Source organism: Streptomyces sp. PA03-6a, assembly GCF_033792765.1.
Classification (GTDB): Bacteria; Actinomycetota; Actinomycetes; order Streptomycetales; family Streptomycetaceae; genus Actinacidiphila.
Map to the genome: position 1 here is coordinate 23756 of NZ_JARAVK010000040.1, position 24683 is coordinate 48438.

Below are 24683 nucleotides of genomic sequence, written 5' to 3' on the forward strand. Positions count from 1 at the left end.
TTTCTTGTGTTGGTTCTGTCCAGATGCTCCATGAAGCGGGTCCGGACACTGTACGAAGTCGACGCCGATTATGACGGCCCTCCGCTCGTATGGTCGATGTCATGAGCGTTTTGGACGAGGTGCCGACCCAGCCCGCCGAGGCCGAAGGGGCCGAAGAGGCCGCGCAGCCGGCGAACGACGCCCGCGGGCGCGTCGCGGAACTGCACGCCATCCGCGAGCAGGTCCGGCTCGGCCCCAGCGAGAAGGCGACCCAGGCCCAGAAGGCCAAGGGCAAGCTCACCGCGCGCGAGCGCATCGAGCTGCTGCTCGACGAGGGCTCCTTCAACGAGGTGGAGCCGCTGCGCCGGCACCGCGCCAGCGGGTTCGGCCTGGAGGCGAAGAAGCCCTACACCGACGGGGTCATCACCGGCTGGGGCACCGTCCACGGGCGGACCGTCTTCGTGTACGCCCACGACTTCCGGATCTTCGGCGGCGCGCTGGGCGAGGCCCACGCCAGCAAGATCCACAAGATCATGGACATGGCCATCTCGGCCGGCGCCCCGCTGGTCTCGCTCAACGACGGTGCCGGCGCGCGCATCCAGGAGGGCGTCTCGGCGCTCGCCGGCTACGGCGGCATCTTCCAGCGCAACACCCGCGCCTCCGGTGTGATCCCGCAGATCTCCGTGATGCTCGGCCCCTGCGCCGGCGGCGCCGCGTACTCCCCGGCCCTGACCGACTTCGTGTTCATGGTCCGGGAGACCTCCCAGATGTTCATCACCGGCCCGGACGTGGTCCAGGCCGTCACCGGCGAGAAGATCTCCCAGAACGGGCTCGGCGGCGCCGACGTCCACTCCGAGGTCTCCGGTGTCTCGCACTTCGCGTACGACGACGAGCAGACCTGCCTGGAGGAGGTCCGCTACCTGCTGTCGATGCTGCCGCAGAACAACCGTGAGAACCCCCCGTCGGTCCCCGCCGCGGACCCGGCCGACCGGCGCGGCGACGTCCTGCTGGACATCGTCCCGGCCGACGGCAACCGCTCGTACGACATGCACCAGGTCATCGAGGAGCTCGTCGACGACGGCGAGTACCTGGAGATCCACGAGCGCTGGGCGACCAACATCATCGTGGCCCTGGCCCGCCTCGACGGCCAGGTCGTCGGCATCATCGCCAACCAGCCCGCCTCCCTCGCCGGCGTCCTCGACATCGAGGCCAGCGAGAAGGCCGCGCGCTTCGTCCAGATGTGCGACGCCTTCAACATCCCGCTCATCACCCTTCTGGACGTCCCCGGCTTCCTGCCCGGCGTCGACCAGGAGCACGGTGGCATCATCCGGCACGGCGCCAAGCTGCTGTACGCGTACTGCAACGCGACCGTGCCGCGGATCTCGCTGATCCTGCGGAAGGCGTACGGAGGTGCCTACATCGTCATGGACAGCCAGTCGATCGGCGCCGACCTCACCTACGCCTGGCCGACCAACGAGATCGCCGTCATGGGCGCCGAAGGCGCCGCCAACGTGATCTTCCGGCGCCAGATCGCCGAGGCCGACGACCCCGACGCCATGCGTGCCCGCATGGTGAAGGAGTACAAGTCCGAGCTGATGCACCCCTACTACGCCGCCGAACGCGGCCTGGTGGACGACGTGATCGACCCCGCCGAGACGCGCGAGGTCCTCGTCCGCTCGCTCGCGATGCTGCGCACCAAGCACGCCGACCTGCCGTCCCGCAAGCACGGCAACCCGCCCCAGTAAGGGAGAGACGAACCCCGTGAGCACTCCTGCCGACAGCACCTCCGCCGCGCTCGTGCGCGTGGAGCGCGGCCACGCCAGCGACGAGGAACTGGCCGCACTCACCGCTGTCCTGCTCGCCCGCGCCGCGGCCCAGGGCCAGGACGCGACCGACTACGTCAAGCCCCGCTCCACGGCCGGCTGGCGCCGCCTCGAGCGGCAGTCCGGCTTCAGCGCGCCGCACAGCTGGCGCAGCTGACCCTCCGGCTCCGAACGGCGGCGCGGCACCCCCTCGCGGGTGCCGCGCCGCCGTCGTCGTACGGGGACGTCCTCACCACATGCCGCCCGCGATGTCGTCGAAGACGGCCTCCCACAGCCCGTCGCCCGTGCCGAACGGGACGGGATCGACGGCGGTCAGGGCGTCGCGGATCTCCTCGGCGATCCGGATGAGGTCGTCGATCTCGGGGAACACGCCGGGAGGGTCGTAGTCCGGGCGCCTGAGCTGCAGCAGGCACATCCCGTGGACCATCGACGAGACGTCGGTGTGGATCCACTCGATCCTGCGCACCTCGTGGTCGACCACGTGCACCCTTCCGGTGCCGCCGTCGAGGGCCACCTCACCGTGGATGGCCCGGCCCAGGTGCAGCCACCGGTGGACGCCGGGGGAGAACCCCTCGTAGTCCGTCAGGTCCTCGACGCGGGATGCGGCCCGCAGCGGCGTCGGGCCGCCCGCGAGGTCCTTCCGGAGCTCGAAGAGCACACCGTCGGCCACCGGCAGGCCCACGTCCGCCAGGAAGCCGCGTGTGGGCCCGTGCGTGGGCCCTGCGTCCTGCCCCGTGGCGCGGACGCGCACGATCTGCTCCGGGGCGAAGACCGCGGCGAGGGAAGCGGCCGTCACGGGGGCGATCATCCCGGGCCTGCGGGGAGGCCGAGGTGCGCCGGGTCGTCCGGTCCGAAGGGTGCGGGCAACGGTCCTCCTGTGGTCCGGCCCGACGCGAAGGCCCCGCACATGCCGTGCGGGGCCTTTCGCGTCGTACGGGAAGCGGGAACCGCTACCGCAGACGCGCCATCAGCGCGTGCTCGACCAGCGTGATCAGCGCGCTCTTGGCCTCGGCGCGGTGCCGGGCGTCCGTGATGATGATGGGGGCCTCGGGACCGATCTGGAGGGCCTCGCGGACTTCCTCGGGGTTGTACGGCTGGTGGCCGTCGAAGCCGTTGAGGGCGATGACGAACGGCAGACCGCTGTTCTCGAAGTAGTCGACGGCCGGGAAGCAGTCCGCCAGCCGGCGGGTGTCCACGAGGACGACCGCGCCGATGGCGCCGCGCACCAGGTCGTCCCACATGAACCAGAAGCGGTCCTGGCCCGGCGTGCCGAACAGGTAGAGGATCAGGTCCTCGTCCAGGGTGATACGGCCGAAGTCCATCGCCACGGTCGTCGTGGTCTTGTCCGGCGCGTGCGTCAGATCGTCGATCCCCGCGGAGGCGGAGGTCATCACGGCTTCGGTACGCAGCGGGTTGATCTCCGATACGGCACCGACGAACGTGGTCTTGCCCACGCCGAAGCCGCCCGCCACCACGATCTTCGCCGAGGTGGTTGAGCGAGCTGGACCGCTAGAGCTTGCGAAGTCCACTGAGCACCCTTTCGAGCAGTGTCACGTCTGGCTGTCCGCCCGAGGCATCGTCGCCACCGGGCTGGTGAATGGCGACGAGCCCGGCCTCCGCCAGGTCGGCGACGAGGATTCGGGCGACGCCGAGGGGGATGGAGAGGAGCGCGGAGATCTCCGCGACCGACTTGATCTCCCGGCAGAGGATGCAGATCCGCTGGTGCTCCGGCAACTGGCCCCGCAGCTGGACCGGGTCGGCGGTCGTGCTGACCAGTGCCTCGATGGCGAGCTGGTAGCGCGGCCGGGTGCGGCCACCGGTCATGGCGTAGGGGCGTACCAGACCGGACGGCGGCTTGGAACGCCCGGTCTGCGCTGTCCGAGGCGGTGGCGCCTGCGGGGGTTCGTACGGCTGGATCCTCGGCTGCCGGTGCGACGGCATGGGGCCGGGACCTGGGTCCTGGCTGGGTGCCGAGGGGAAGTCGAACCGCTTGAAGGGCGGCTGCTGTTGGTGATTGCCGTACTGATCTCCGCCTGGGGGCGTTGCCACGGTTCCTCCTCCAGCTGGGTAGCGCGTCTGAAAACCCTACGGGTCTCCAGACGCGCCCGCATGCCTGTCCGTTAGTTGAGCAGGCTGCCCTGCAATTCCGCACGCAGATCGGGCGTGAGCACGTTGCCCGCGCGGTCGACCAGCAGGGCCATCTCGTAGCCCACGAGGCCGATGTCGCACTCGGGGTGCGCCAGCACGGCCAGCGAGGAACCGTCCGAGACGGACATGATGAAGAGGAAGCCGCGCTCCATCTCCACGACGGTCTGGTTCACGTGCCCGCCCTCGAAGATGCGCGAGGCACCCGCGGTCAGCGAGGTCAGACCGGAGGCCACCGCGGCCAACTGGTCCGCGCGGTCCCGCGGGAACCCTTCGGACATCGCCAGCAGCAGGCCGTCGGCAGAGACCACAACCGTATGGGAGACCCCTGGGGTCTGGTCCACGAAACTGGTGATCAACCAGTTCAGGTTCTGTGCCGCCTGGCTCATCGGACTCAACTAACGCTCCTGGTGCTTGGGGCCGAAGCCCTGGCCGTTCGTGTCAGTTCCCGCAGTGCGTCCCTGCTGGACACCGCGCCGCAGATTGCTCAGGCGGCCACGGACGTCCTCGGGTGCACGGGAGACCATCGGTCCGCCCTGCGGAGTCTGCTGTGCGGTACCCGGGACCAGGTTGGCCTTGGGGACCCGTCGGGGCAGGCCGGAGGGGGTGACCCCGCCCGCCTTGGGCTTGCGGGCCTGTTCGGCCCGCTGCCAGTTGTCGTCGTTCGTGGAGCGCCACTCCGACTCCCCGTCCGACGCAGGTGCGGAGGGCGCCGGCTGCGCCGGGAAGCCGTCCGCCGACTGGGGCTCCGGCTGCGCCGGGGCCGCCGGGCCGGACTGCTGCCATCCGCGGTCACGGCGCGGCAGGCCCGCGTCGGTCACCGAGGACTGCAGCGGGCCGGTGGCCGGAGCCGGTCGGTCGAAGCCTACGCGCTCCGGGGCCTCGAAGGGGGTGGCTGTGGCGGAATCGGCCGTCGCCTGGGCCGGGAAAGCCTGCGGCTGGGCCGTCTGCGGCAGTTCGCCGCCGGGCGTCGCCGTCCACTGCTCCTGGGCGTACCCGTTCTGCTGCTGCCAGTCGTCCTGGGTGTAGCCGTTCTGCGCAGCGGCGTACCCCTGCTCGGCGTAGCCGCCTTCGGTGTACACCGGCTCCTGGAACCCGGGCTGCGCGTCGTAGCCGTGCTGCTCCTGGAACGGCTGGACCTGCGGCTCCTGGTAGCCCTGCTGGTCGAAGCCGTTCGCCGGGAAGCCGTTGTCCTGGAAACCGTTGTCCTGGAACGGGGTCTCCTGGAACGCGGCCTCGGCGCCGGTCTCCTGGTAGCCCTGTTCCTGGGCGTCGCCCTCGAACGGCAGGTGCTCCGGGGCACGGTCGCCGGCCGCGGCCTCGAGCTGGGCACGGCGCTGGTCGCGCATGAGCGAGCGGCCGACCGGGTCGAGCGAGCGGGTGTCGCCCGGGGCCTCGGCGCGCTCGTAGCGCGAGTCGTCGAAGCCGAGTTCCGCGGCGGTCGGCCCGTAAGCGGCGAACTGCGGGGTCTCGAGCTCGGGCACGATCCGGGACACGGTGAAGTCGTCCTCCAGCGGCATCTCCTCGCCGCCGCCACCGTGGGTGATCGGCTCGGGGAGCATGACCAGCGAGGTGGTGCCGGCCTGCTCGCCGGACGGGCGGAGCTGGACGCGGATGCCGTGCCGGTCGGCGAGGCGGCCGACCACGAACAGGCCCATGCGCTTGGAGATCGACGCGTCGACGGTCGGCGGTTCGGCCAGCTTGTGGTTGATGTCCGCGAAGTCCTCGGCGGTGAGGCCGATGCCCTTGTCGTGGATCTCGACCATGACGCGGCCGTCGGGCAGCCGGGTCGCGGTGACCCGCACCTTGGTCTGCGGCGAGGAGAACGTGGTGGCGTTCTCCAGCAGCTCGGCCAGCAGGTGCACGAGGTCGGTGACCGCGGTGCCGTGGATCTCGGTCTCGGGGATGCCGACCAGCTCGATGCGCTCGTACGCCTCCACCTCGGAGGCCGCGGCGCGGAGCACGTCGACCAGCGGGACCGGCTGGTTCCAGCGGCGGCCGGGCTCCTCGCCGGCGAGGACCAGGAGGTTCTCGCCGTTGCGGCGCATGCGGGTCGCCAGGTGGTCCAGCTTGAAGAGGTTCTCCAGCTGGTCCGGGTCCGCCTCGTTGTTCTCCAGGTCCGTGATCAGCGTCAGCTGGCGCTGGATGAGGCCCTGGTTGCGGCGGGAGAGGTTGGTGAAGATCGCGTTGACGTTGCCACGGAGCAGGGCCTGCTCGGCGGCGAGCCGTACGGCCTCGCGGTGGATCTGGTCGAAGGCGCGGGCGACCTCGCCGATCTCGTCGTTGGACGTGATCGGGATCGTCTGGACGCGGGTGTCGACCTTGCCCGGATCGGTGCGGGAGAGCTGGTCGACCAGGGCCGGCAGGCGCTGCTCGGCGACCTCGAAGGCCGCGGTGCGCAGCCGTCGCATGCTGTTGCTCATCGAGCGGGCCACCATCGCGGCCACGATGAAGGCGATGATCAGCGCGACGAGCACGATGGCGGAGTTGACGATCGCTTCGATGCGGGCGCTGTCGGCGATGTCGCTCGAGTCGTTGTACGCCTGGTTGGCCAGGTGCTGCTCGACGCTCTTGTAGGCGTCGAAGGCGAGGGTGGTCGCGCCGAACCAGCTCTCCGCGGTCACGCCCTGGGCCTTGAGCTCCTCGGGGCTCGCACCGGAGGCGATCAGCTTGATCATGTTCTCCAGGCTCGGCGGGGCCTTGAAGGGCTGGCCTGCCTGCTTGGCCGCCTGGACGGCCTGGGCGACCTGCTCCTTGCCCTTCTCCAGGGCCGCGTCCTGTGCGTCCAGCAGCCGCTGGTAGTCCGCGTCGGTGCCACCGCCCCGGTACTCCTCCAGGGCGACCTGCTGGAGGTAGGCGTACGAGGTGAAGGCGGTCAGCTGGAGCTTCAGCTCGCCGTCGACGAGCTTGTCGCGGTCCTCGACGAGCAGGTGGGTGCCGATGGAGCGGGTCAGCGACTCGGCGGCCTTGGTCAGTTCGAGCGCGTAGAGGGTGCGGCCGTAGGAGGCGATGCTGTTGGTGCCGAAGCCCAGCTCGTTCGCGAGCTCCATCAGCGGGTGCTGGACCTCGACGTACTTCTCCTCGGTCTGCACGCCCGGGAGCTGCCGGGTGAAGGCCGTGTCACGCAGCTTCGCCAGGACCTTCTCGCCCTCGCGGATGTTCGCCACGCGGCGCTGCAGCCGGTCGCTCACGGGCAGCTCGGCTACGGCGGCGTCGAACTTCGCGGCCGCCTGGTCGGTGGCCGCGCGGGTCGCGACGACGTCCTTGTTCTCGGTGTCGCCGGCCAGCAGGGGAACAACGCTGAGGTCGCGTTCGTTCAGGACGGCGTTGGCGTAGTCCACGGCGGCGCGCACGGCGTTGGCGGTCCGCACCGCGTCGTCGGCGTCCTGCCAGGTCTGCACCGAGCTCTGCACCCGGAAGCCGCCGAAGACCAGGGCGACCATCACCGGGATGAGGAGGATGACGTTCAGACGGGTGGCCACCCGCCAGTTGCGCATGGCGAAGCGGCTGCCCGGGCTCGTCACCGGCTCGGGCGCGGTGGCCGCCTGGGGGGCAGCGGCCTGAGCCGTGCCGTATCGCGCAGGCGGGGTGAAATTGCCACGCGGGTGGTCCGCGGGACCCGGCTCTGCTCGCCTCGTGTTCCTCACTCGACCAACAACCTCTCGGCGACGGCGCGGGCGGCGCCGTTCCTACTCTCGGGTTTCGATGAATTCCAGCACGTCATGGGGGTGCTCCACAAACGTCCGGCGAGGACTGCGAAGCCATGATCACGCGCCGGTTAAAACGGGCATAAGCGTAAAGCGGTGGCAATTCACTGGGTAGATGTATGCGCAGTGAAGCCGACTGGGCGCGGGCGGTGTTCGGGTTGTTCCGATTCGCGGTCGAAACGTTATGAACAGAAGGACCGGCCATGTCAAAAGACACAGCCGGTCCATACGCGAAGTGGCAAGCTGGAATGCCTACTTGAGACGAGCGAGCAGCGCGTGTTCGACGAGCGTGATCAGCGCGCTCTTCGCCTCGGCGCGGTGCCGGGCGTCCGTGATGATGATGGGGGCGTCCGGGCCGATCTGCAGCGCTTCCCGGACCTCGTCGGGCGTGTACGGCTGGTGGCCGTCGAAGCCGTTGAGGGCGATGACGAACGGCAGACCGCTGTTCTCGAAGTAGTCGACAGCCGGGAAGCAGTCGGCCAGTCGGCGGGTGTCGACCAGGACGACGGCGCCGATGGCACCGCGGACCAGGTCGTCCCACATGAACCAGAAGCGGTCCTGGCCCGGCGTACCGAACAGGTACAGGATCAGGTCGTCGTCGAGCGTGATACGACCGAAGTCCATGGCCACGGTCGTCGTGGTCTTGTCGGCCACGTGTGTCAGATCGTCCACGCCCGCGGATGCCGAGGTCATCACGGCCTCCGTACGGAGCGGGTTGATCTCCGAGACCGCCCCGACGAACGTGGTCTTGCCCACGCCGAAGCCACCCGCCACCACGATCTTCGCCGAGGTGGTGGACCGGGCCGCGGGCGGCGCACCGTACGCCGCCTGCTGCCCCGGCCTAGAGCTTGCGAAGTCCACTGAGCACCCTTTCGAGCAGTGTCACATCAGGCTGTCCGCCGGCCTCGCCGCTGCTCGGCTGGTGGATGGCGACCATACCGGCCTCAGCCAGGTCGGCCACCAGAATCCGGGCCACCCCCAGCGGGATCCCCAGCAGTGCGGAGATCTCGGCGACCGACTTGATCTCCATGCACAGGTGGCAGATGCGCTGGTGTTCGGGGAGCAGCCCCTGGTAGGCACTCGGGTCCGCGGAGGTGCTGACCAGTGCCTCGATGGCGAGCTGGTAGCGCGGCCGGGTGCGACCACCGGTCATGGCGTACGGCCGCACCAGCGGCTGGTCGCCTTCGCCCCCGTACGGCGCATGGTGGGGCGCGCCGTACGGGCCGGGCGAGGCGGGCGGCGGGGTCATGAATGGTCCTCCGGGTAAGAGCGGACGCGTGTCGCGAGTAGTCATGGGGCGTGCATTCGGCCGGGCTCCGGTGAGGAGCTCAGCCCATCAGGCTGCCTTGGAGTTCTGCGCGCAGGTCGGGGGTGAGAACGGCGCCCGCTCGGTCGACGAGCAGGGCCATCTCGTAGCCCACGAGGCCGATGTCGCACTCGGGGTGCGCCAGTACGGCCAGCGAGGATCCGTCCGAGACCGACATCAGGAGGAGGAAGCCGCGCTCCATCTCCACGACGGTCTGGTTGACGCTGCCGCCCTCGAAGATGCGGGACGCGCCCGCGGTCAGCGAGGTGAGGCCGGAGGCGACGGCCGCCAACTGGTCGGCACGGTCACGGGGGAAACCCTCGGACATGGCCAGCAGCAGGCCGTCGGCGGATACCACCACGGTGTGGGACACCCCGGGGGTGTTGTCCACGAAGTTGGTGATCAACCAGTTCAGATTCTGTGCCGCCTGGCTCATCTGACTCAACTAACGCTCCTGCTGGTGAGTGGTGCCAAAGCCGCGGCCGTCGGTCGTTCCCGTACCGGCCTGGCGACCCTGCTGGATACCGCGACGGAGGTTGGTCAGGCGTCCGCGCACGTCGTCGGGGGCCCGGGAAACCTGCGGACCGCCCTGTGGGGCTTGCTGGGGAGCACCGGCTCCCGGGACGAGGTTGGCCTTGGGGACCCGCCGCGGCAGCCCGGAGGGGGTGACCCCGCCCGCGGACGGCTGGCGGACCTGGCCCGCGCGCTCCCACACCTCGTCGTTCGGCGAGGACCGCCACGCCGCCGAGTCGCGCCGCGGGGGCTGCGAGGGCTGCGGCGGGTGCGCCGGCTGTGCCGGGTGCGAGGGCGGCGCCGCGTGCTCGGCGCGGGCCCGCTGCGGCTGCTGCGGGTGCTGCTGCGGGGCGGGCTGCTGCGGGCGCTGCGGCGGCCGGGTGGGCGCTGCGGCGCCCGGGCCGTTGCCGTTCTGCTGCGGGCCGACAGGGCCGCGCTCGACGTGCACCTGCTGCATGCGCTCGGCGCGACCGGTACGGAACCAGTCCGACTCGAGGGAGTCGAAGATCGGGCTCGGCTCGTCGTGACGAACGGGGGCCGGGGGCAGCGCCATCGGCTCGTTGACGGCCGGCAGCGGCTGCCGGTCGGCCTGCGGGGCCGCGGGACGCTGCTGGTGGGCGGCGCCGGGTCCCTGGGCGTACCCGCCGGAGTGGCGCGGTCCCTGGGGCGCCGCCGGGGCGGCCGGCGGGGTCTGTGGCGCCTGCGGCACGTGTGGTGCCGCGGGACGCTGGAAGACGTCGCTGCGGGTGAACTGGCCCTGCTGCTGCGGGGCCTGGCCACCGTGCTGCGGCATCTGCTGGGGCTGGCCGCCGTGCTGCGGCATCTGCGGCATCTGCGGCATCTGCTGGGTCTGGGGACCGCCGTACGCCGGTGCGGTGTGCGGCATGGCGTTGAAGTCCGGGCGCTCGAACTGCGCCGTGGACTCCAGGTCCTCGTGACCGCGCGGCATGTCGGCCTCGGGGCCGTGGGCCGCGCCCATCGGCTGCGGCGCCGCCGGACGCTGCGGGGGAGCGGCCGGTCGCTGCGGCTGCTGCTGCTGCGGTCGGCCCTGGCCACCGGGGACCTGCTCGTTGGCCCAGCTCGGGCCCGAGCGCTGCGGCCCGGGCGCCGTCGGAGCACCGGGGCCGGCCGGGCGGCCGCCCTGCGGGCCCATACCGGGACCGGAGTTGAGGGCCGGACGCGAGGCGGAACCGGACACCTGGCCGCGCTGCCCACCGCGGTGCATGCCGGCGAGGCCGGTACCGCCGCCGCCACCCATGGCCGGCGCGGGAGCGCCCGGAGCCGCGGCGGGGGCACCGCCCGGCTGCTGACCGCGGTTGCCCGCGCCGGGCTGGGGCTTGGCGCCACCCTGGGTGACGTCCACCGGCAGCATGACGAGCGCGGTGGTGCCGCCCGAGTCGGACGGACGGAGCTGGATCCGGATGCCGTGCCGCAGGGACAGGCGGCCGACCACGAACAGACCCATGCGGCGGGAGACGGAGACGTCCACCGTCGGCGGGTTTGCGAGCCGCTCGTTGATGTCGGCGAGGTCCTCCGGGGAGAGACCGATGCCGGTGTCGTGGATCTCGATCAGCACGCGGCCGTCGGGCAGCGCGTGACCGGTGACCCGCACCTTGGTCTGCGGGGAGGAGAACGAGGTCGCGTTCTCCAGCAGCTCTGCGAGCAGGTGGACGAGGTCGTTGACGACGCGGCCGGTGACCTCGACCGCCGGCACCGAGGTGAGCTCGATGCGCTCGTACTGCTCCACCTCGGAGGCGGCGGCGCGGAGGACGTCGACCAGCGGGACCGGGCGGGTCCAGCGGCGGCCGGGCTCCTCGCCCGCGAGGACGAGGAGGTTTTCGCCGTTCCGGCGCATACGGGTCGCGAGGTGGTCGAGCTTGAAGAGGTTGGACAGCTGGTCCGGGTCGGCCTCGCGGGACTCCAGTTCGGAGATCAGGCTCAGCTGACGCTGGATCAGGCCCTGGCTGCGGCGCGAGAGGTTGGTGAACATCGCGTTGACGTTCCCTCGCAGGAGCGCCTGTTCGGCGGCGAGTCGGACCGCCTCGCGGTGGACCTCGTCGAACGCGCGGGCCACCTGGCCGATTTCGTCGCGGGTGTGGATGCCGATCGACTCGACCGAGGTGTCGACGTCCTGCGGGTCGGACTCGGAGAGCTGCTTGACCAGCTCGGGCAGTCGCTTCTGGGCGACTTCCTGGGCGGTGTCCTGCAGCCGGCGCAGCGAGCGGACCATAGACCGGGCGACGACGAAGGCGCCGACGACCGAGATGCCGAGCACGAGGAGGATCAGCGCACCGCTGATGATCGCCTCTTGCTGGGCCTCGTCGCGCAGCGTCAGGGCCTTCTGCTGCATCTGCTGCAGCAGGGTCTGCTCGATCTGACCCATGAGCTGGATCTTGGTCTTGGCGTCGTCGTCCCAGTCCAGGTAGGTGCCCTGGAAGTTCTGGATGCTCGATTCGGAGGCCGCGATGCGGTCCGCCTGCTCGTCGACCTTGGTGACGATGTCGTTGCCGCCGTTGAGGCCCTTGAGGAGCTCCTCGGCGTTCGTCCGGCCGTAGATCTGGCTGAACTGCTTGAGTTCCGTGCCCTCGGAGCGGTGGGCGCCCTGCAGGTAGCGGAAGTCGTTGGAGCTGAGGTTGCTGTTGTCGGCCAGTGCGGCGCTGACGATCGCGCGCTGCATGGAGTCGTACTCCTTGGCGGACGAGAACGCCGCCAGCGCGCGGGTGCTGGAGATCATGTCCGAGTTACCGGTCGCCTCGGCCATCTCCTGGGAGAGGTCGATGAGCGAGCGGATGAGCTCGTCGTACTCGCTGACCGTCTGCGCGACGTAGCCCGGCTGGTCGTACGCACGCTCGCGGATGGCGTTCAGGGTGCCGAGCTGGCGGCTGATCGCGGTCAGCGAGGCGTTGACGCCCGTGAGGTCCGGGGAGACCTCGTTGGCGGCGTTGACGAACGCCGTGCGCGCCAGCTTGGTCTTCTGCAGCGCGGCCGCGATGTTGTCGTCTTCCGAGTCCCGGGGCGTGCTGGACAGCGGGCCGGCCGAGACGTCTCGCTCCTCCTGGAGCGCGGCGGCGAGCTTGGTCGCCTGCTCCGTGAGGTCGGTCAGCGAGGTCATGGCCTCCAGCTGCTGCACGTTCTCCAGCGAGCTCTGGATGCGGAGCGCACCCAGGGTGGTCGCGGCGACCACCGGCAGCGCGAGCAGCGACACCAGACGAGTGCTGATGCGCCAGTTGCGCATGGCTATTCGGGAGCCGTGCTTCGGGCCGGTGCGCACACCGCTTCCCGGCGTGGCGCTGCTCTGTGCGCCCGCGGTTCCGGCGTCTGCGGTTTCATCCCGGCGGGCGGGACCGTGATCGGTCCCACCGCGCTGTTCCGGGTCGCCCGCAGCGCCGCCATCCCTCTTGAAACGTCCCTGCACTAGCGTCGCAACCTCTGGACCAGGCGTCCCCCGCACGGGCGGCAGGACGGTGTCGAGTCTTCGGAGTCCCGCCCTCCCCGGCGGATACCCATTGGCCGCCGCCGCTCGGCGATCGCACGCTCCCCCCTGCGCGCCGGCATCTGTTGATACGGCGGTCCGGGGAATTCCAGCACAGTGCCGCACGTCCAACAAGGGCCGACAGGTTTCGAGTGGAATACGTGACTCAGTGCGTCCGGTGGATCACACGGTGTCGGTGGCCTTTCGGATGTCTTCCGGCAATCCGGGCTTTCTCCAGGGGTGTTGGGGTCCGCCGGCCGGCGCCCGGCTGCTGCCAACCGGGGGTGAAGAGTCCGGATGGGCCGTGATGTCGGTTTCGCTGGTATCGGGCGGCCGACCGATTCGCCCTGCTTGTCCCCGCGTTCGTGAGCAAAATCACAGACCGTCAGTTGTATTGGTCATCCAGATCGGGGAATGGGCGCCGATAGATTGACGTTTGACACAGCCGTGTACTACGTCAACCGCGCCTGCCAGGGCGCCCGGTAACAACACGAGGTTCTGACCGGCCCATGAAGACGACCATGATCATGCGACCCATAGCCAACCCGCGCCGCACCACCCTCGCGCACCTGGCGGACGCCGAGGACATGCGGACCGCAGAGGTCGCTCCGGCCGTCGAGGACGCGGAAGCCGTCGTGCTGCCCCGGCAGACCGCCAACCCCCGCCGCACCGTCCTGACGGAGCTGCCGACCGCCTGAGGCGCGGCTCGGCGGGCAGGTCCGGGAGCCACCCCCGGGATAACCTGGAGCGTCAGTCTCCGGCCAGTGAGGTGAGCTGCTTCCCGTGCGCATCGCCAGGTTCTCCATCGACGGCAATGTCGCCTTCGGCGTCGTCGAGGGCGACGAGTCCGTCCCGGACGGACTCGTCCTCGACATCATCAAGGGCATCCCGTTCGCCGAGTACGAGCGCTCCGGCACGAAGGTGCCGCTGAGCAAGGTCCGGCTGCTGCCGCCCGTGCTCCCCAGCAAGGTCGTCGCGATCGGGCGGAACTACGCCGAACACGCCGCCGAGCTGGGCAACGAGGTGCCGGAGGTCCCGGTCGCCTTCTTCAAGCCGTCCACCTCGGTGATCGGCCCGGGCGACCCCATCGTCTACCCCTCCTTCTCGCAGGAGGTGCACCACGAGGCCGAGCTCGCCGTCGTCATCGGCCGGATGTGCCGCGAGGTCCCGCGCGAGCGCGTCGCCGAGGTCGTCCTCGGGTACACCTGCGCCAACGACGTCACCGCGCGGGACGCCCAGAAGGCCGAGAAGCAGTGGGCGCGCGCCAAGGGCTTCGACTCCTCGTGCCCCATCGGCCCCTGGATCGAGACGGACCTCGACCTCGCCGCCGCCAACGACCTCGCCGTCACCGCCACCGTCAACGGCGAGCCGCGCCAGTCCGGCCGCACGAGCCAGATGATCCGCTCCATCGAGGACCTGATCGTGCACATCACCGAGGCCATGACGCTGCTCCCGGGCGACGTCGTCCTCACCGGCACCCCGGCGGGGGTCGGACCGCTCCACGTCGGCGACGAGGTCGCCGTCACCATCGAAGGCATCGGCACTCTCACCAACAAGGTGATCAAGCGTGACTAGCGCAGCACCCGTACGCGTACGTTTCTGCCCCTCGCCGACCGGCAACCCCCACGTGGGCCTGGTCCGCACCGCCCTGTTCAACTGGGCGTTCGCCCGCCACCACCAGGGCACCCTGGTCTTCCGCATCGAGGACACCGACGCCGCCCGCGACTCCGAGGAGTCGTACCAGCAGCTGCTGGAGGCCATGCGCTGGCTCGGCTTCGACTGGGACGAGGGCCCCGAGGTCGGCGGCCCGCACGCGCCCTACCGGCAGTCGCAGCGCATGGACGTCTACAAGGACGTCGCCGCGAAACTGCTCGGGTCCGGCCACGCGTACAAGTGCTACTGCACCACCGAGGAGCTCGACGAGCGCCGCGAGGCCGCCCGCGCCGCCGGCCGCCCCTCCGGCTACGACGGCCACTGCCGCGACCTCACCGCCGAGCAGGTCGACGCGTACGAGCGCGAGGGCCGCGAGCCCATCGTCCGCTTCCGCATGCCCGACGAGACGATCACCTTCACCGACCTCGTCCGCGGCGAGCTGACCTTCACCCCGGACAACGTGCCCGACTACGGCATCGTCCGGGCCAACGGCGCCCCGCTGTACACGCTGGTCAACCCGGTCGACGACGCGCTGATGGAGATCACGCACGTGCTGCGCGGCGAGGACCTGCTGTCCTCCACCCCGCGCCAGATCGCGCTCTACCGCGCGCTCGCCGAGATCGGCGTCGGCAACGGCACGACCCCGCACTTCGGCCACCTGCCGTACGTCATGGGCGAGGGCAACAAGAAGCTCTCCAAGCGCGACCCGCAGTCCTCCCTCAACCTGTACCGGGAGCGCGGCTTCCTCCCCGAGGGCCTGCTGAACTACCTGTCGCTGCTCGGCTGGTCGCTCTCCGCCGACCGCGACGTCTTCACCGTCGAGGAGATGGTGGCCGCCTTCGACATCGACGCGGTCAACGCCAACCCGGCGCGCTTCGACCTCAAGAAGGCCGAGGCGATCAACGCCGACCACATCCGCCTGCTGGACGTGAAGGCGTTCGCCGAGGCCTGCGGCCCGTGGCTGAAGGCCCCGTTCGCCCCCTGGGCGCCCGAGGCGTTCGACCAGGCCGCCTTCGAGGCGATCGCGCCGCACGCGCAGACCCGTCTGACCGTGCTCTCCGACATCACCGACAACGTCGACTTCCTCTTCCTCGACACGCCGGTGGAGGACGAGGCGTCCTGGCAGAAGGCGATGAAGGACGCGGCCGCCGCCTCGGCGCTGCTCACCACCGCCCGCGAGAACCTGGCGGCCGCGGACTGGAACGCCGAGGCCCTGAAGGACGCCGTCCTCACCGCCGGCGAGACCCACGGCCTCAAGCTCGGCAAGGCCCAGGCGCCGGTCCGGGTCGCCGTCACCGGCCGCACCGTCGGGCTGCCGCTCTTCGAGTCCCTCGAAGTGCTCGGCCGTGAGCGCACCCTGGCCCGCGTCGACGCCGCCCTGGCGAAGCTGGCCGGCTGACCGCGGCAGGCCGATCCGCCCCGGGCCCTGCACCCAGAGCCCGGGGCGGCACGCTTCCCGGACCACGTCATGCGCCGCAGGACCAGGCCCCCGATCCCCCCGCTGCCCCAGCGCCGCGGGGTCGACCCCGTGCGCGTGCGGCTGCCCGGCACCGGGACCTGGGCGACGGTGCGCGACCACCTGGTGGACCGGCTCGGCGCCGCGGTGTCGCCGGAGCGGGTGGACGCCATGTTCGCGGCGGGGGAGGTGCACGGCGCCGACGGCCCGCTCGCCCCCGGCGCCGCCTACCGTCCGGGCGGCTACGTCTGGTTCCACCGGGAGCTGCCGCAGGAGGTCCCGGTGCCCTTCGGCATCGAGGTGCTCCACCGGGACGACCGGCTGCTCGTCGTCGACAAGCCGCACTTCCTCGCCACCATGCCGCGCGGCGGCCACGTCGTGGAGACCGCGCTCACCCGGCTGCGCCACGACCTCGCGCTGCCCGGGCTGAGCCCGGCCCACCGCCTTGACCGGCTCACGGCGGGCGTGGTGATGTTCGTGATCCGCCCCGAGTTGCGCGGCGCCTACCAGACGATCTTCCGGGACCGGCTGGCCCGCAAGGAGTACGAGGCGGTGGCCCGGCACGACCCCGCCCTGGCGCTGCCGCGCACGGTGGAGAGCCGGATCGTCAAGGAGCGCGGACGGATGGCGGCCCGGGAGGTCCCCGGCGAACCCAACGCCCGCAGCCACGTGGAACTGCTGGACCACCGCGACGGGCTGGCCCGTTACCGGCTGCGCCCCGAGACCGGCCGTACCCACCAGCTGCGGGTGCACATGAACGCCCTGGGGGTGCCGATCCTCGGCGACCCCGTCTACCCGCACGTCCTGCCGCCCGCCGCGCCCGGCGACTTCTCCCGCCCGCTGCTGCTGCTGGCCCGGGTGCTGGAGTTCGATGACCCCGTGACGGGGGAGCGGCACCGTTTCGAGAGCGGCCGGACGCTGTTCACCCGGTGTCCGCCGCGCGCCGGTACCCCGGACGGAGCACAGGGCTAGAGTCGGCATATGCCGATCCGCGCCGTGCTCTGGGACATCGACGACACGATCTTCGATTACTCGGGCGCCGAGCGGGCCGGAGCGCTGCGTCACCTGGAGGCCGAGGGTCTGCTCGGCGCCTTCGGCGGCGAGGAGCGGGCGCTGCGGACGTGGCGCGAGGTCATGGAGGCGCACTACACGCGCTTCCTCACCGGCGAGCTGACCTTCGCCGAGCACCGCAGGGAGCGGGTCAGGGCCTTGCTGGGGCCGGCCGTCGGCGACGCCGCGGCCGACGCCTGGTTCGCTGCGTACTACGTCCATTTCGAGGCCGCCTGGGCGGTCTTCCCCGACGTCGTACCGGCCCTGGAGGCCCTCACCCCCGGCTACCGGCACGGCCTGCTGTCCAACTCCAGCACCGCCCACCAGGAGCGCAAGCTGACCCGGCTGGGCCTGCGCGACCGCTTCGAGTGCCTGGTGTGCTCGCAGGAACTGGGGCACGCCAAGCCCGCTCCGGAAGCCTTCCTGGGAGCGTGCCAGGCGCTGGGACTGCCCCCGGCGGAGGTCGCCTACGTCGGCGACAAGGCCGACACCGACGCGCGCGGCGCCGACGCGGCGGGCCTGTACGGGGTGTGGCTGGACCGTACGGGTTCCGTCACCGCGCCGGACCTGCGGCGGATCACGGGGCTCGCGGAGCTGCCGGCACTTCTGGCGGCGGATACTCGTTTTGGAGCCCCGTCACCGATCGGGTAATGTTCTTCCTGCGCCGCCCGGGCGGGCCGAAAAGGCCAGTGCGGGAGGCGCGGCCAAACAAAACCCCCCACGGGGGGTTGAGTTTTGGTGGGGTATGGTGTAATTGGCAGCACGACTGATTCTGGTTCAGTTAGTCTAGGTTCGAGTCCTGGTACCCCAGCGCAGATCTTCTGCAAAGCCCCCGTTGTGTAGCGGCCTAGCACGCTGCCCTCTCAAGGCAGTAGCGCCGGTTCGAATCCGGTCGGGGGTACTGATCTCTCTGGCAGGGATCGCTAGGGCCCCCGTTGTGTAGCGGCCTAGCACGCCGCCCTCTCAAGGCGGTAGCGCCGGTTCGAATCCGGTCGGGGGTACTTGACACACCATGGGGTATGGTGTAATTGGCAGCACGAGTGATTCTGGTTCATTTAGTCTAGGTTCGAGTCCTGGTACCCCAGCACATTTCCACAAGACTTGCCCCCGTTGTGTAGCGGCCTAGCACGCCGCCCTCTCAAGGCGGTAGCGCCGGTTCGAATCCGGTCGGGGGTACATCGAGGAGAGGCCCCCCGCTTCGGCGGGGGGCCTCTCCTGTTTCCCCGCCCGCGCGCCCGTTCCCGGCGGCCCGCCTCACCCAACTCCGAAGCGGCGGCGGGACTCCTCGGCCTCGGCGAGCCGGCGCAGGCTCAGCAGCACGGGCTCGTAGAGCACCGTGAGCGTCACGGCGGCGGCCGCCTGTTCCAGCGGGGTGTCGTACGTCTCGACCAGATCCAGGTCGTGGACGGCCTGTTGGGCGGCCAGTCGCGCGTAGGGCGCCAAGTGCCGTGCGCTGCTGGGATATCCGAGGCGGGTCAGGGCGGCGACCGCCGTCACGAGCATCCGGTACGCGGGGGAGGGGCCGTGCTCCTCGCCGCCGTACCGCCAGCCGAGTTCGGCCATCAGCCCGTCCACCTCGCGGCGGGCGGTCTCGGTCGCCGGGTCGTCCTCGTCGGGCTCCGGGCCGTGCGGCAGGGCGAAGGTGGCGGCACCGAGCCGCAGGTGCTGGTTGAGCGATTCGTCCTCCACCGCGGCGAGCACCTCCCGCGCGGTGGCCACCGGCACCTTGCCGATCTGGATCAGCGCCCGGACGAACTTCAGCCGGCGCAGGTGCTCCTCCCCGTACTCGGCCTGCGTGGCCGTGACGCGACGGCCGGGCGGGAGCAGCCCTTCGCGCAGGTAGTACTTGATCGTGGCCGTCGCCACGCCGCTGCGTTCACTCAGCTCGGCCAGTCGCATTCCCTTGCGCCCTCCATTGGATAGTGGCACTATCCAAGCATGGATAGTGCCACTATCCAAGACGACCGACAGGGGTTCCTCATGTCCGCGCAGGTGATTCCGGGCCGCAACACCGCCGCCGCCGAGGGAGGCATCGTCGTGTTCCTCATCGGGATGCGGATCAACCGCTTCCGGTCCCTGGGCAGCTGGCTCCCGGTGTTCCGGGCCATGCCGCGCATGCTGCGGGAGCTGTCGCAGGACGACGGGAGCGGGTTCCTCGGGTACCGGCTGCTGTTCGGCGGGCCCCGTGTGATCTACGTCGTCCAGTACTGGAAGTCCACGGAGCAGCTCTTCGCCTACGCCTCCCAGCAGGACAAGCAGCACCGGCCCGCATGGGCGGCGTTCAACCGTCGCGCGCGGGCCGGCAAGGGCAGGGTGGGCTTCTGGCACGAGACGTACGCCGTGCCGGCGGGCGGCTACGAGTCCGTGTACGTCGACATGCCCGCCTTCGGGCTGGGCGCCGCGACCGGGGTCGTCCCGGTGGGCCGCCGCGGTGAGACGGCGGCCCAGCGTCTGAAGGCCGGCGAGGGGCGGGCGGCCTGAGGCCGGGGTCCCGGGCTCAGCCGCTGCGGCGCAGGGACTCGGACAGGCGGGCGGCGGCGTCGACGACGGACTGGGCGTGCATGCGCCCGGGGTGCCGGGTGAGCCGCTCGATCGGGCCGGAGACGGAGACCGCCGCCACGACGCGGTTGGACGGGCCGCGCACCGGGGCCGAGACGGACGCCACGCCCGGTTCGCGCTCGCCGATCGACTGGGCCCAGCCGCGGCGCCGTACGCCGGACAGCGCGGTGGCGGTGAAGCGGGCCCCCTGCAGCCCGCGGTGGAGCCGCTCCGGCTCCTCCCACGCGAGCAGGACCTGGGCGGCGGAGCCGGCCTTCATCGGCAGCGTGGAGCCGACCGGGACGGTGTCCCGCAGTCCGGACAGCCGCTCGGCGGCGGCCACGCAGATGCGCATGTCGCCCTGGCGACGGTAGAGCTGGGCGCTCTCGCCGGTCATGTCCCGCAGATGCGTGAGCACCGGCCCGGCCGTGGCCAGCAGGCGGTCCTCGCCCGCCGCGGCGGCCAGTTCGGACAGCCGCGGGCCGAGGATGAAGCGCCCCTGCATGTCGCGCGCCACCATCCGGTGGTGCTCCAGGGCGACGGCAAGACGGTGTGCGGTGGGGCGGGCGAGACCCGTGGCGCCCACGAGCCCGGCCAGGGTGGCCGGGCCGGACTCCAGTGCGCTGAGCACCAGAGCCGCCTTGTCGAGAACGCCGACGCCACTACTGTTGTCCATGCAACGATACTCGCGTCTCACTCTGTGAAACGCAAGTTCAATTTTCCGGCGGACGCGGCACGCTGGAATGCACAGGGCCGCTGCGGCCACTCCCCACAAGGGGGCGGACACGCAGGGCAACGACGAACAGGCCGGCAGAGCGGCCGGTCGGAGGGAATGCGATGGCACGGACACTCGCGGAAAAGGTCTGGGAGGATCACGTCGTACGGCGCGCCGAGGGCGAGCCCGACCTCCTCTTCATCGACCTGCACCTGCTCCACGAGGTCACCAGCCCGCAGGCCTTCGACGGTCTGCGGATGAACGGCCGCCCGGTGCGCCGGCTGGACCTCACCATCGCGACCGAGGACCACAACACCCCCACCCTCGACATCGACAAGCCCATCGCCGACCCGGTGTCGCGCACGCAGCTGGAGACGCTGCGCAAGAACTGCGCCGAGTTCGGGGTGCGGCTGCACCCGCTGGGCGACGTCGAGCAGGGCGTGGTGCACGTCGTCGGCCCGCAGCTGGGCCTGACGCAGCCGGGCATGACGGTCGTCTGCGGCGACAGCCACACCTCCACCCACGGCGCCTTCGGCGCGCTGGCGTTCGGCATCGGCACCAGCCAGGTAGAGCACGTGCTGGCCACCCAGACCCTGCCGCTGGCCCCGTTCAGGACCATGGCGATCACCGTCGACGGCGAGCTGCCCGAGGGCGTCAGCGCCAAGGACCTGATCCTGGCGATCATCGCCAGGATCGGCACCGGCGGCGGTCAGGGCTACGTCATCGAGTACCGCGGCTCGGCCATCGAGAAGCTCTCGATGGAGGCCCGGATGACCATCTGCAACATGTCGATCGAGGCGGGCGCCCGGGCCGGCATGATCGCCCCCGACCGGACCACCTTCGACTACCTGCAGGGCCGTCCGCACGCCCCGCAGGGCGAGGACTGGGACGCCGCGGTCGCGTACTGGAGCACGCTCAGGACCGACGAGGACGCCGTCTTCGACCACGAGGTCGTCATCGACGCCGCCTCCCTGTCCCCGTTCGTCACCTGGGGCACCAACCCCGGCCAGGGCGCCCCGCTGAGCGCCTCCGTGCCGGACCCGGCCGGCTTCGAGGACCCCAGCGACCGCCTGGCCGCCGAGAAGGCCCTGGAGTACATGGCCCTGGAGCCCGGTACGCCGCTGCGGGAGGTGAAGGTCGACACCGTCTTCGTCGGCTCCTGCACCAACGGCCGCATCGAGGACCTGCGCTCCGCCGCCTCCGTCGTCAAGGGTCGCAAGATCGCCGACGGCGTGCGGATGCTGGTCGTGCCCGGCTCGGTCCGGGTCGCCCTGCAGGCCGTGGAGGAGGGCCTGGACAAGGTCTTCAAGGAGGCCGGCGCCGAGTGGCGGCACGCGGGCTGCTCGATGTGCCTGGGCATGAACCCCGACCAACTGGCCCCCGGTGAGCGCTCAGCGTCCACCTCCAACCGCAACTTCGAGGGACGGCAGGGCAAGGGCGGCCGCACCCACCTGGTGTCGCCGCAGGTCGCGGCCGCGACCGCGGTCACCGGCCACCTCTCGTCCCCCGCCGATCTGCCCGGCGCAGCCGTCCTGGAGGCCTGAGAACGATGGAAGCTTTCACCACGCACACCGGCCGCGCCGTCCCGCTGCGCCGCAGCAACGCCGACACGGACCAGATCATCCCGGCCCACTGGCTGAAGAAGGTCACCCGCAACGGCTTCGAGGACGGCCTGTTCGAGGCCTGGCGCAAGGACCCCGAGTTCGTCCTCAACCGGCCCGAGCGCCAGGGGGCGACCGTCCTGGTCGCGGGCCCGGACTTCGGCACCGGCTCCTCCCGCGAGCACGCGGTGTGGGCCCTGCAGAACTACGGTTTCAAGGCGGTCATCTCCGCGCGCTTCGCCGACATCTTCCGCGGCAACTCGTTGAAGAACGGCCTGCTCACCGTGATCCTGCCGCAGGAGACGGTCGAGGAGCTCTGGAAGCTGACCGAGTCCGACCCGACGGCCGAGATCACCGTCGACCTTCAGGCCCGCGAGGTCCGCGCCGAGGGGATCACCGCCCCCTTCGAACTGGACGACAACGCCCGCTGGCGGCTGCTCAACGGCCTGGACGACATCAGCCTCACCCTGCAGAACGAGGCCGACATCACCGCCTACGAGACCAAGCGCCCCTCCTTCAAGCCGCAGACCCTGCAGGTCTGAGCGGTCCGGCGGCCCCCCGCGGCCGCCGCCGGCCCACCTCCGCAGCGCCCCCCGCCCCCACCGGGCGGGGGGCGCTGCGGCGTGTTCGGCTCCACACCTCGTGACAACTCACCGCAGATGACACAATCGGCACATGGAACACGATGGCCAACTCGAGCTGTACGGGTTCCTCGCTGCCAGGTTGAAGCAGGCCCACACCCGGGTGGCGGGTCTGCAAGTGCCGGAGGACGTCAGGATGCAGTTGACCCGGCGGCTGCTCGTCATCACCGCGGCCGCGAAGCACGATCTCGCAGGTGCGGCAAGGCGTCTGGAGGAACTGATGAAGGACCTCGACGAAGGCCGATTCCCCGATCAAAGGTCTTCCTGAGCCCCGAGTTCGTTGCGGCACAAGGGTGATTCGCCCGTTTCGTATTTGATTTGCGGTATATATCCGCCTAGCGTGCGAAAAAGCCCGAACTTCATCGCCGGGCAAGTTTCCGAAGGGGAAGACGTGAACAAGGCGCAGCTCGTTGAAGCGATTGCCGACAAGCTCGGCGGCCGTCAGCAGGCCGCGGACGCGGTCGACGCCGTCCTGGACGCGATCGTCCGCGCGACGGTGAGCGGGGACCGGGTCTCGGTCACCGGCTTCGGCTCGTTCGAGAAGGTGGAGCGTCCCGCCCGCTACGCCCGCAACCCCCAGACCGGGGAGCGGGTCCGGGTCAAGAAGACCTCCGTCCCGCGCTTCCGCGCCGGTCAGGGCTTCAAGGACCTGGTCAGCGGGTCGAAGAAGCTCCCCAAGATGGGAGAGGTCTCCGTCAAGAAGGCGCCCAAGGGCAGCCTGAGCGGAGGCGTCACCGCCAAGGCCACCACCAAGAAGGCCGCCGCGAAGAAGACGACGGCGAAGAAGGCCACCGCTGCCAAGGCGGCCACGGCCAAGAAGACCACCGCCGCCAAGGCCACGGCCAAGAAGACCACCGCGGCCAAGGCGACGACGGCGAAGAAGGCGACCGCCAAGAAGACCACGGCGAAGAAGGCGACCGCCAAGAAGACCGCCCCGGCCAAGAAAGCGCCCGCCAAGTCAGCGGCCCGGAAGACCGCTGCCAAGCGGACCGCGAAGCGGTAACGATTCCGCGGACCCGCACACGCCGACGGGCCGGGTACCCCTGACTCAGGGGCACCCGGCCCGTGCCGTCATGTGCTCAGGCCCCCGGGTCGGGGAAGGTCTGCAGCGTCACGAACACCACCCGGCGCCCGTCCCCGCCGCCCTCGGTGCGGATCCGCACCCGCTGACCGGGCCGCAGCAGCCGCAGGCCCCCGGCGTCGAACGCCGCCGCGTCGAACGGCAGCGGCGTCCCGTCGTCCAGCAGCACGCTGCCGGCGCGGGTCTCGGGGTCGTAGGTGTACGCGGTGGCCTGCATGGGCCCCAGCCTATCGGGCACCGCTTCCCGGAGCGGGTGCGCCCGCGGCCGGGCACCCGGCGGGCCCGGGCCCCGCAGGACCCTCCTGCGGAGCCGCCCGAAGTCCGGGCCGCAGCAGCGCCCGCGTGTGCGGCCCGACCCCCAGCACCAGGGCGGCGGCCAGGTCCTCGCCCGTATCCACGTCCCGGCGCACGGAGTCCACGTCCGGCAGGACGATCTCGTGGGCGCCGGACGCCCGGTGGCGGGCCCGTGAGGGACCCCCGAAGGCCGGCGCGAGGGCGGTCCCGGCGGTGGCCGCCAGCAGCGTGGTGCCGATTCCGGCCGCGTCGGCCAGGAACGACCGTCCTGGGCGCCGGGCGGCCGCGCGGAGCGCCGCTGCCAGTTCGGCGGGCCGCAAGGCCGGGAGATCGGCGTTCAGGGCCGCCACGGCCGCCGTGGGGTGGCGCCTGCGGACCACGTCGGCGCCGTGCCGCAGCGCGGCGTTGAGCCCGGCCGCCGGGGAGTCCGCCTGGACGTGCGCCCCGAGGGCCGACAGCGCGGCCCCGGCGAGCGGATCATCGGTGACGACCGTCACATTTCGTACCGCCTCGCAGGAGAGGGCGGCGGCCACCGTGTCCTGCGCGAAGGCCAGTGCCAGCCCGGGCCGCACGGGGCCGACGGCCTCCGCGAGGCGGCTCTTGGCGGCGGCCAGCGGCTTCAGCGGGACGACGAGCGACCATTCCACGGGTGGTGACACCGAACTATTGTGCTCGGGTCCCCCGGGCCCACCGCCACCCTGCCCCCAAC

At 71.1% G+C, this 24683-nt stretch carries 25 protein-coding genes and 5 tRNA genes; 17 read left to right on the forward strand and 13 right to left on the reverse strand.

Going from position 1 to position 24683, the window contains the following annotated elements; genetic code table 11:
- The first annotated feature begins 101 nt into the window (after positions 1-101).
- Positions 102-1724 carry an acyl-CoA carboxylase subunit beta gene (locus PV350_RS12770; RefSeq protein ID WP_499514178.1) on the forward strand — a complete coding sequence of 541 codons (1623 nt, stop codon included), beginning with the start codon at positions 102-104 and terminating at the stop codon, positions 1722-1724.
- A 16-nt stretch (positions 1725-1740) separates the two neighbouring features.
- Entirely contained in the window at positions 1741-1959 is a 219-nt protein-coding gene (locus tag PV350_RS12775; protein WP_089224994.1) for an acyl-CoA carboxylase epsilon subunit, read from the forward strand.
- A 72-nt stretch (positions 1960-2031) separates the two neighbouring features.
- Here PV350_RS12775 and PV350_RS12780 read toward each other — a convergent pair whose 3' ends face one another.
- From PV350_RS12780 to PV350_RS12820, 9 genes are all read right to left on the reverse strand, one after another.
- Positions 2032-2598 (reverse strand): SUKH-4 family immunity protein, encoded by a 567-nt coding sequence (locus PV350_RS12780; protein WP_500333788.1) that lies wholly within the window; start codon positions 2596-2598, stop codon positions 2032-2034.
- Positions 2599-2752: 154 nt separating this feature from the next.
- Complete coding sequence (locus tag PV350_RS12785) at positions 2753-3331, reverse strand: GTP-binding protein (RefSeq protein WP_089224993.1); 579 nt, start codon at positions 3329-3331, stop codon at positions 2753-2755.
- On the reverse strand, positions 3312-3851 hold the full coding sequence (locus PV350_RS12790) for a DUF742 domain-containing protein (RefSeq protein WP_499514180.1): 540 nt from the start codon (positions 3849-3851) through the stop codon (positions 3312-3314). Before PV350_RS12790 ends, PV350_RS12785 begins: the two co-directional genes overlap by 20 nt.
- Positions 3852-3922: 71 nt before the next feature.
- Positions 3923-4336, reverse strand: a complete 414-nt coding sequence (locus PV350_RS12795) for a roadblock/LC7 domain-containing protein (RefSeq protein WP_018562059.1) — start codon at positions 4334-4336, stop codon at positions 3923-3925.
- A 9-nt stretch (positions 4337-4345) separates the two neighbouring features.
- A complete protein-coding gene (locus tag PV350_RS12800; RefSeq protein ID WP_500333800.1) occupies positions 4346-7444 on the reverse strand; it encodes a sensor histidine kinase in 3099 nt (1032 codons plus the stop codon).
- Between the two features lie 462 nt (positions 7445-7906).
- Positions 7907-8515: a GTP-binding protein gene (locus PV350_RS12805; protein WP_078620110.1), complete on the reverse strand. Its 609-nt coding sequence runs from the start codon at positions 8513-8515 to the stop codon at positions 7907-7909.
- Positions 8496-8903, reverse strand: coding sequence for a DUF742 domain-containing protein (locus PV350_RS12810; protein ID WP_361792631.1), 408 nt, complete (start codon positions 8901-8903; stop codon positions 8496-8498). Before PV350_RS12810 ends, PV350_RS12805 begins: the two co-directional genes overlap by 20 nt.
- A gap of 79 nt (positions 8904-8982) precedes the next feature.
- Entirely contained in the window at positions 8983-9396 is a 414-nt protein-coding gene (locus tag PV350_RS12815; protein WP_018562063.1) for a roadblock/LC7 domain-containing protein, read from the reverse strand.
- A gap of 9 nt (positions 9397-9405) precedes the next feature.
- A complete protein-coding gene (locus PV350_RS12820) occupies positions 9406-12888 on the reverse strand; it encodes a sensor histidine kinase (protein WP_500333791.1) in 3483 nt (1160 codons plus the stop codon).
- Positions 12889-13454: 566 nt separating this feature from the next.
- Between PV350_RS12820 and PV350_RS12825 the strand changes: the two genes are divergently transcribed.
- The 10 genes from PV350_RS12825 to PV350_RS12870 all read left to right on the forward strand — a co-directional run bounded on the left by PV350_RS12825 (position 13455) and on the right by PV350_RS12870 (position 18280).
- Entirely contained in the window at positions 13455-13643 is a 189-nt protein-coding gene (locus PV350_RS12825; protein WP_499514182.1) for a hypothetical protein, read from the forward strand.
- 85 nt (positions 13644-13728) lie between these two features.
- Complete coding sequence (locus tag PV350_RS12830; protein WP_499514183.1) at positions 13729-14520, forward strand: fumarylacetoacetate hydrolase family protein; 792 nt, start codon at positions 13729-13731, stop codon at positions 14518-14520.
- Positions 14513-15997 (forward strand): glutamate--tRNA ligase, encoded by a 1485-nt coding sequence (gene gltX / locus PV350_RS12835; protein ID WP_500325621.1) that lies wholly within the window; start codon positions 14513-14515, stop codon positions 15995-15997. Before PV350_RS12830 ends, gltX begins: the two co-directional genes overlap by 8 nt.
- 69 nt (positions 15998-16066) lie before the next feature.
- Entirely contained in the window at positions 16067-17026 is a 960-nt protein-coding gene (locus PV350_RS12840) for a pseudouridine synthase (RefSeq protein WP_500333793.1), read from the forward strand.
- 9 nt (positions 17027-17035) lie between these two features.
- Positions 17036-17755: an HAD family hydrolase gene (locus PV350_RS12845; protein ID WP_500333795.1), complete on the forward strand. Its 720-nt coding sequence runs from the start codon at positions 17036-17038 to the stop codon at positions 17753-17755.
- A gap of 88 nt (positions 17756-17843) precedes the next feature.
- Positions 17844-17915 (forward strand) — tRNA-Gln (locus tag PV350_RS12850).
- A gap of 17 nt (positions 17916-17932) precedes the next feature.
- Positions 17933-18005 (forward strand) — tRNA-Glu (locus tag PV350_RS12855).
- A 27-nt stretch (positions 18006-18032) separates the two neighbouring features.
- Positions 18033-18105, forward strand: a tRNA-Glu gene (locus PV350_RS12860).
- Between the two features lie 12 nt (positions 18106-18117).
- Positions 18118-18189: transfer RNA gene (locus PV350_RS12865), tRNA-Gln, on the forward strand.
- Positions 18190-18207: 18 nt separating this feature from the next.
- Positions 18208-18280: transfer RNA gene (locus PV350_RS12870), tRNA-Glu, on the forward strand.
- 78 nt (positions 18281-18358) lie between these two features.
- On the opposite strand, the gene PV350_RS12875 is transcribed toward PV350_RS12870, so the two are convergent.
- Entirely contained in the window at positions 18359-19003 is a 645-nt protein-coding gene (locus PV350_RS12875) for a MerR family transcriptional regulator (RefSeq protein WP_500333797.1), read from the reverse strand.
- Between the two features lie 81 nt (positions 19004-19084).
- Between PV350_RS12875 and PV350_RS12880 the strand changes: the two genes are divergently transcribed.
- Positions 19085-19585, forward strand: a complete 501-nt coding sequence (locus PV350_RS12880; protein ID WP_499514188.1) for a DUF4188 domain-containing protein — start codon at positions 19085-19087, stop codon at positions 19583-19585.
- A 16-nt stretch (positions 19586-19601) separates the two neighbouring features.
- On the opposite strand, the gene ndgR is transcribed toward PV350_RS12880, so the two are convergent.
- Complete coding sequence (gene ndgR / locus PV350_RS12885; protein WP_499514189.1) at positions 19602-20318, reverse strand: IclR family transcriptional regulator; 717 nt, start codon at positions 20316-20318, stop codon at positions 19602-19604.
- A gap of 161 nt (positions 20319-20479) precedes the next feature.
- Between ndgR and leuC the strand changes: the two genes are divergently transcribed.
- The 4 genes from leuC (at position 20480) to PV350_RS12905 (ending at position 23602) form a co-directional block, all read left to right on the forward strand.
- Entirely contained in the window at positions 20480-21901 is a 1422-nt protein-coding gene (gene leuC, locus PV350_RS12890) for a 3-isopropylmalate dehydratase large subunit (RefSeq protein ID WP_499514190.1), read from the forward strand.
- Positions 21902-21906: 5 nt separating this feature from the next.
- A complete protein-coding gene (gene leuD, locus PV350_RS12895; protein ID WP_499514191.1) occupies positions 21907-22500 on the forward strand; it encodes a 3-isopropylmalate dehydratase small subunit in 594 nt (197 codons plus the stop codon).
- A 133-nt stretch (positions 22501-22633) separates the two neighbouring features.
- Positions 22634-22867 carry an SCO5555 family protein gene (locus PV350_RS12900; RefSeq protein ID WP_018562075.1) on the forward strand — a complete coding sequence of 78 codons (234 nt, stop codon included), beginning with the start codon at positions 22634-22636 and terminating at the stop codon, positions 22865-22867.
- A 123-nt stretch (positions 22868-22990) separates the two neighbouring features.
- Complete coding sequence (locus PV350_RS12905) at positions 22991-23602, forward strand: HU family DNA-binding protein (RefSeq protein ID WP_499514192.1); 612 nt, start codon at positions 22991-22993, stop codon at positions 23600-23602.
- Positions 23603-23678: 76 nt separating this feature from the next.
- On the opposite strand, the gene PV350_RS12910 is transcribed toward PV350_RS12905, so the two are convergent.
- On the reverse strand, positions 23679-23897 hold the full coding sequence (locus PV350_RS12910) for a hypothetical protein (protein WP_499514193.1): 219 nt from the start codon (positions 23895-23897) through the stop codon (positions 23679-23681).
- Positions 23898-23907: 10 nt separating this feature from the next.
- The gene (gene cofC / locus PV350_RS12915) at positions 23908-24621 is read right to left on the reverse strand and encodes a 2-phospho-L-lactate guanylyltransferase (protein WP_500333802.1); all 714 of its coding nucleotides are present in this window, start codon (positions 24619-24621) and stop codon (positions 23908-23910) included.
- Positions 24622-24683: the final 62 nt, after the last annotated feature.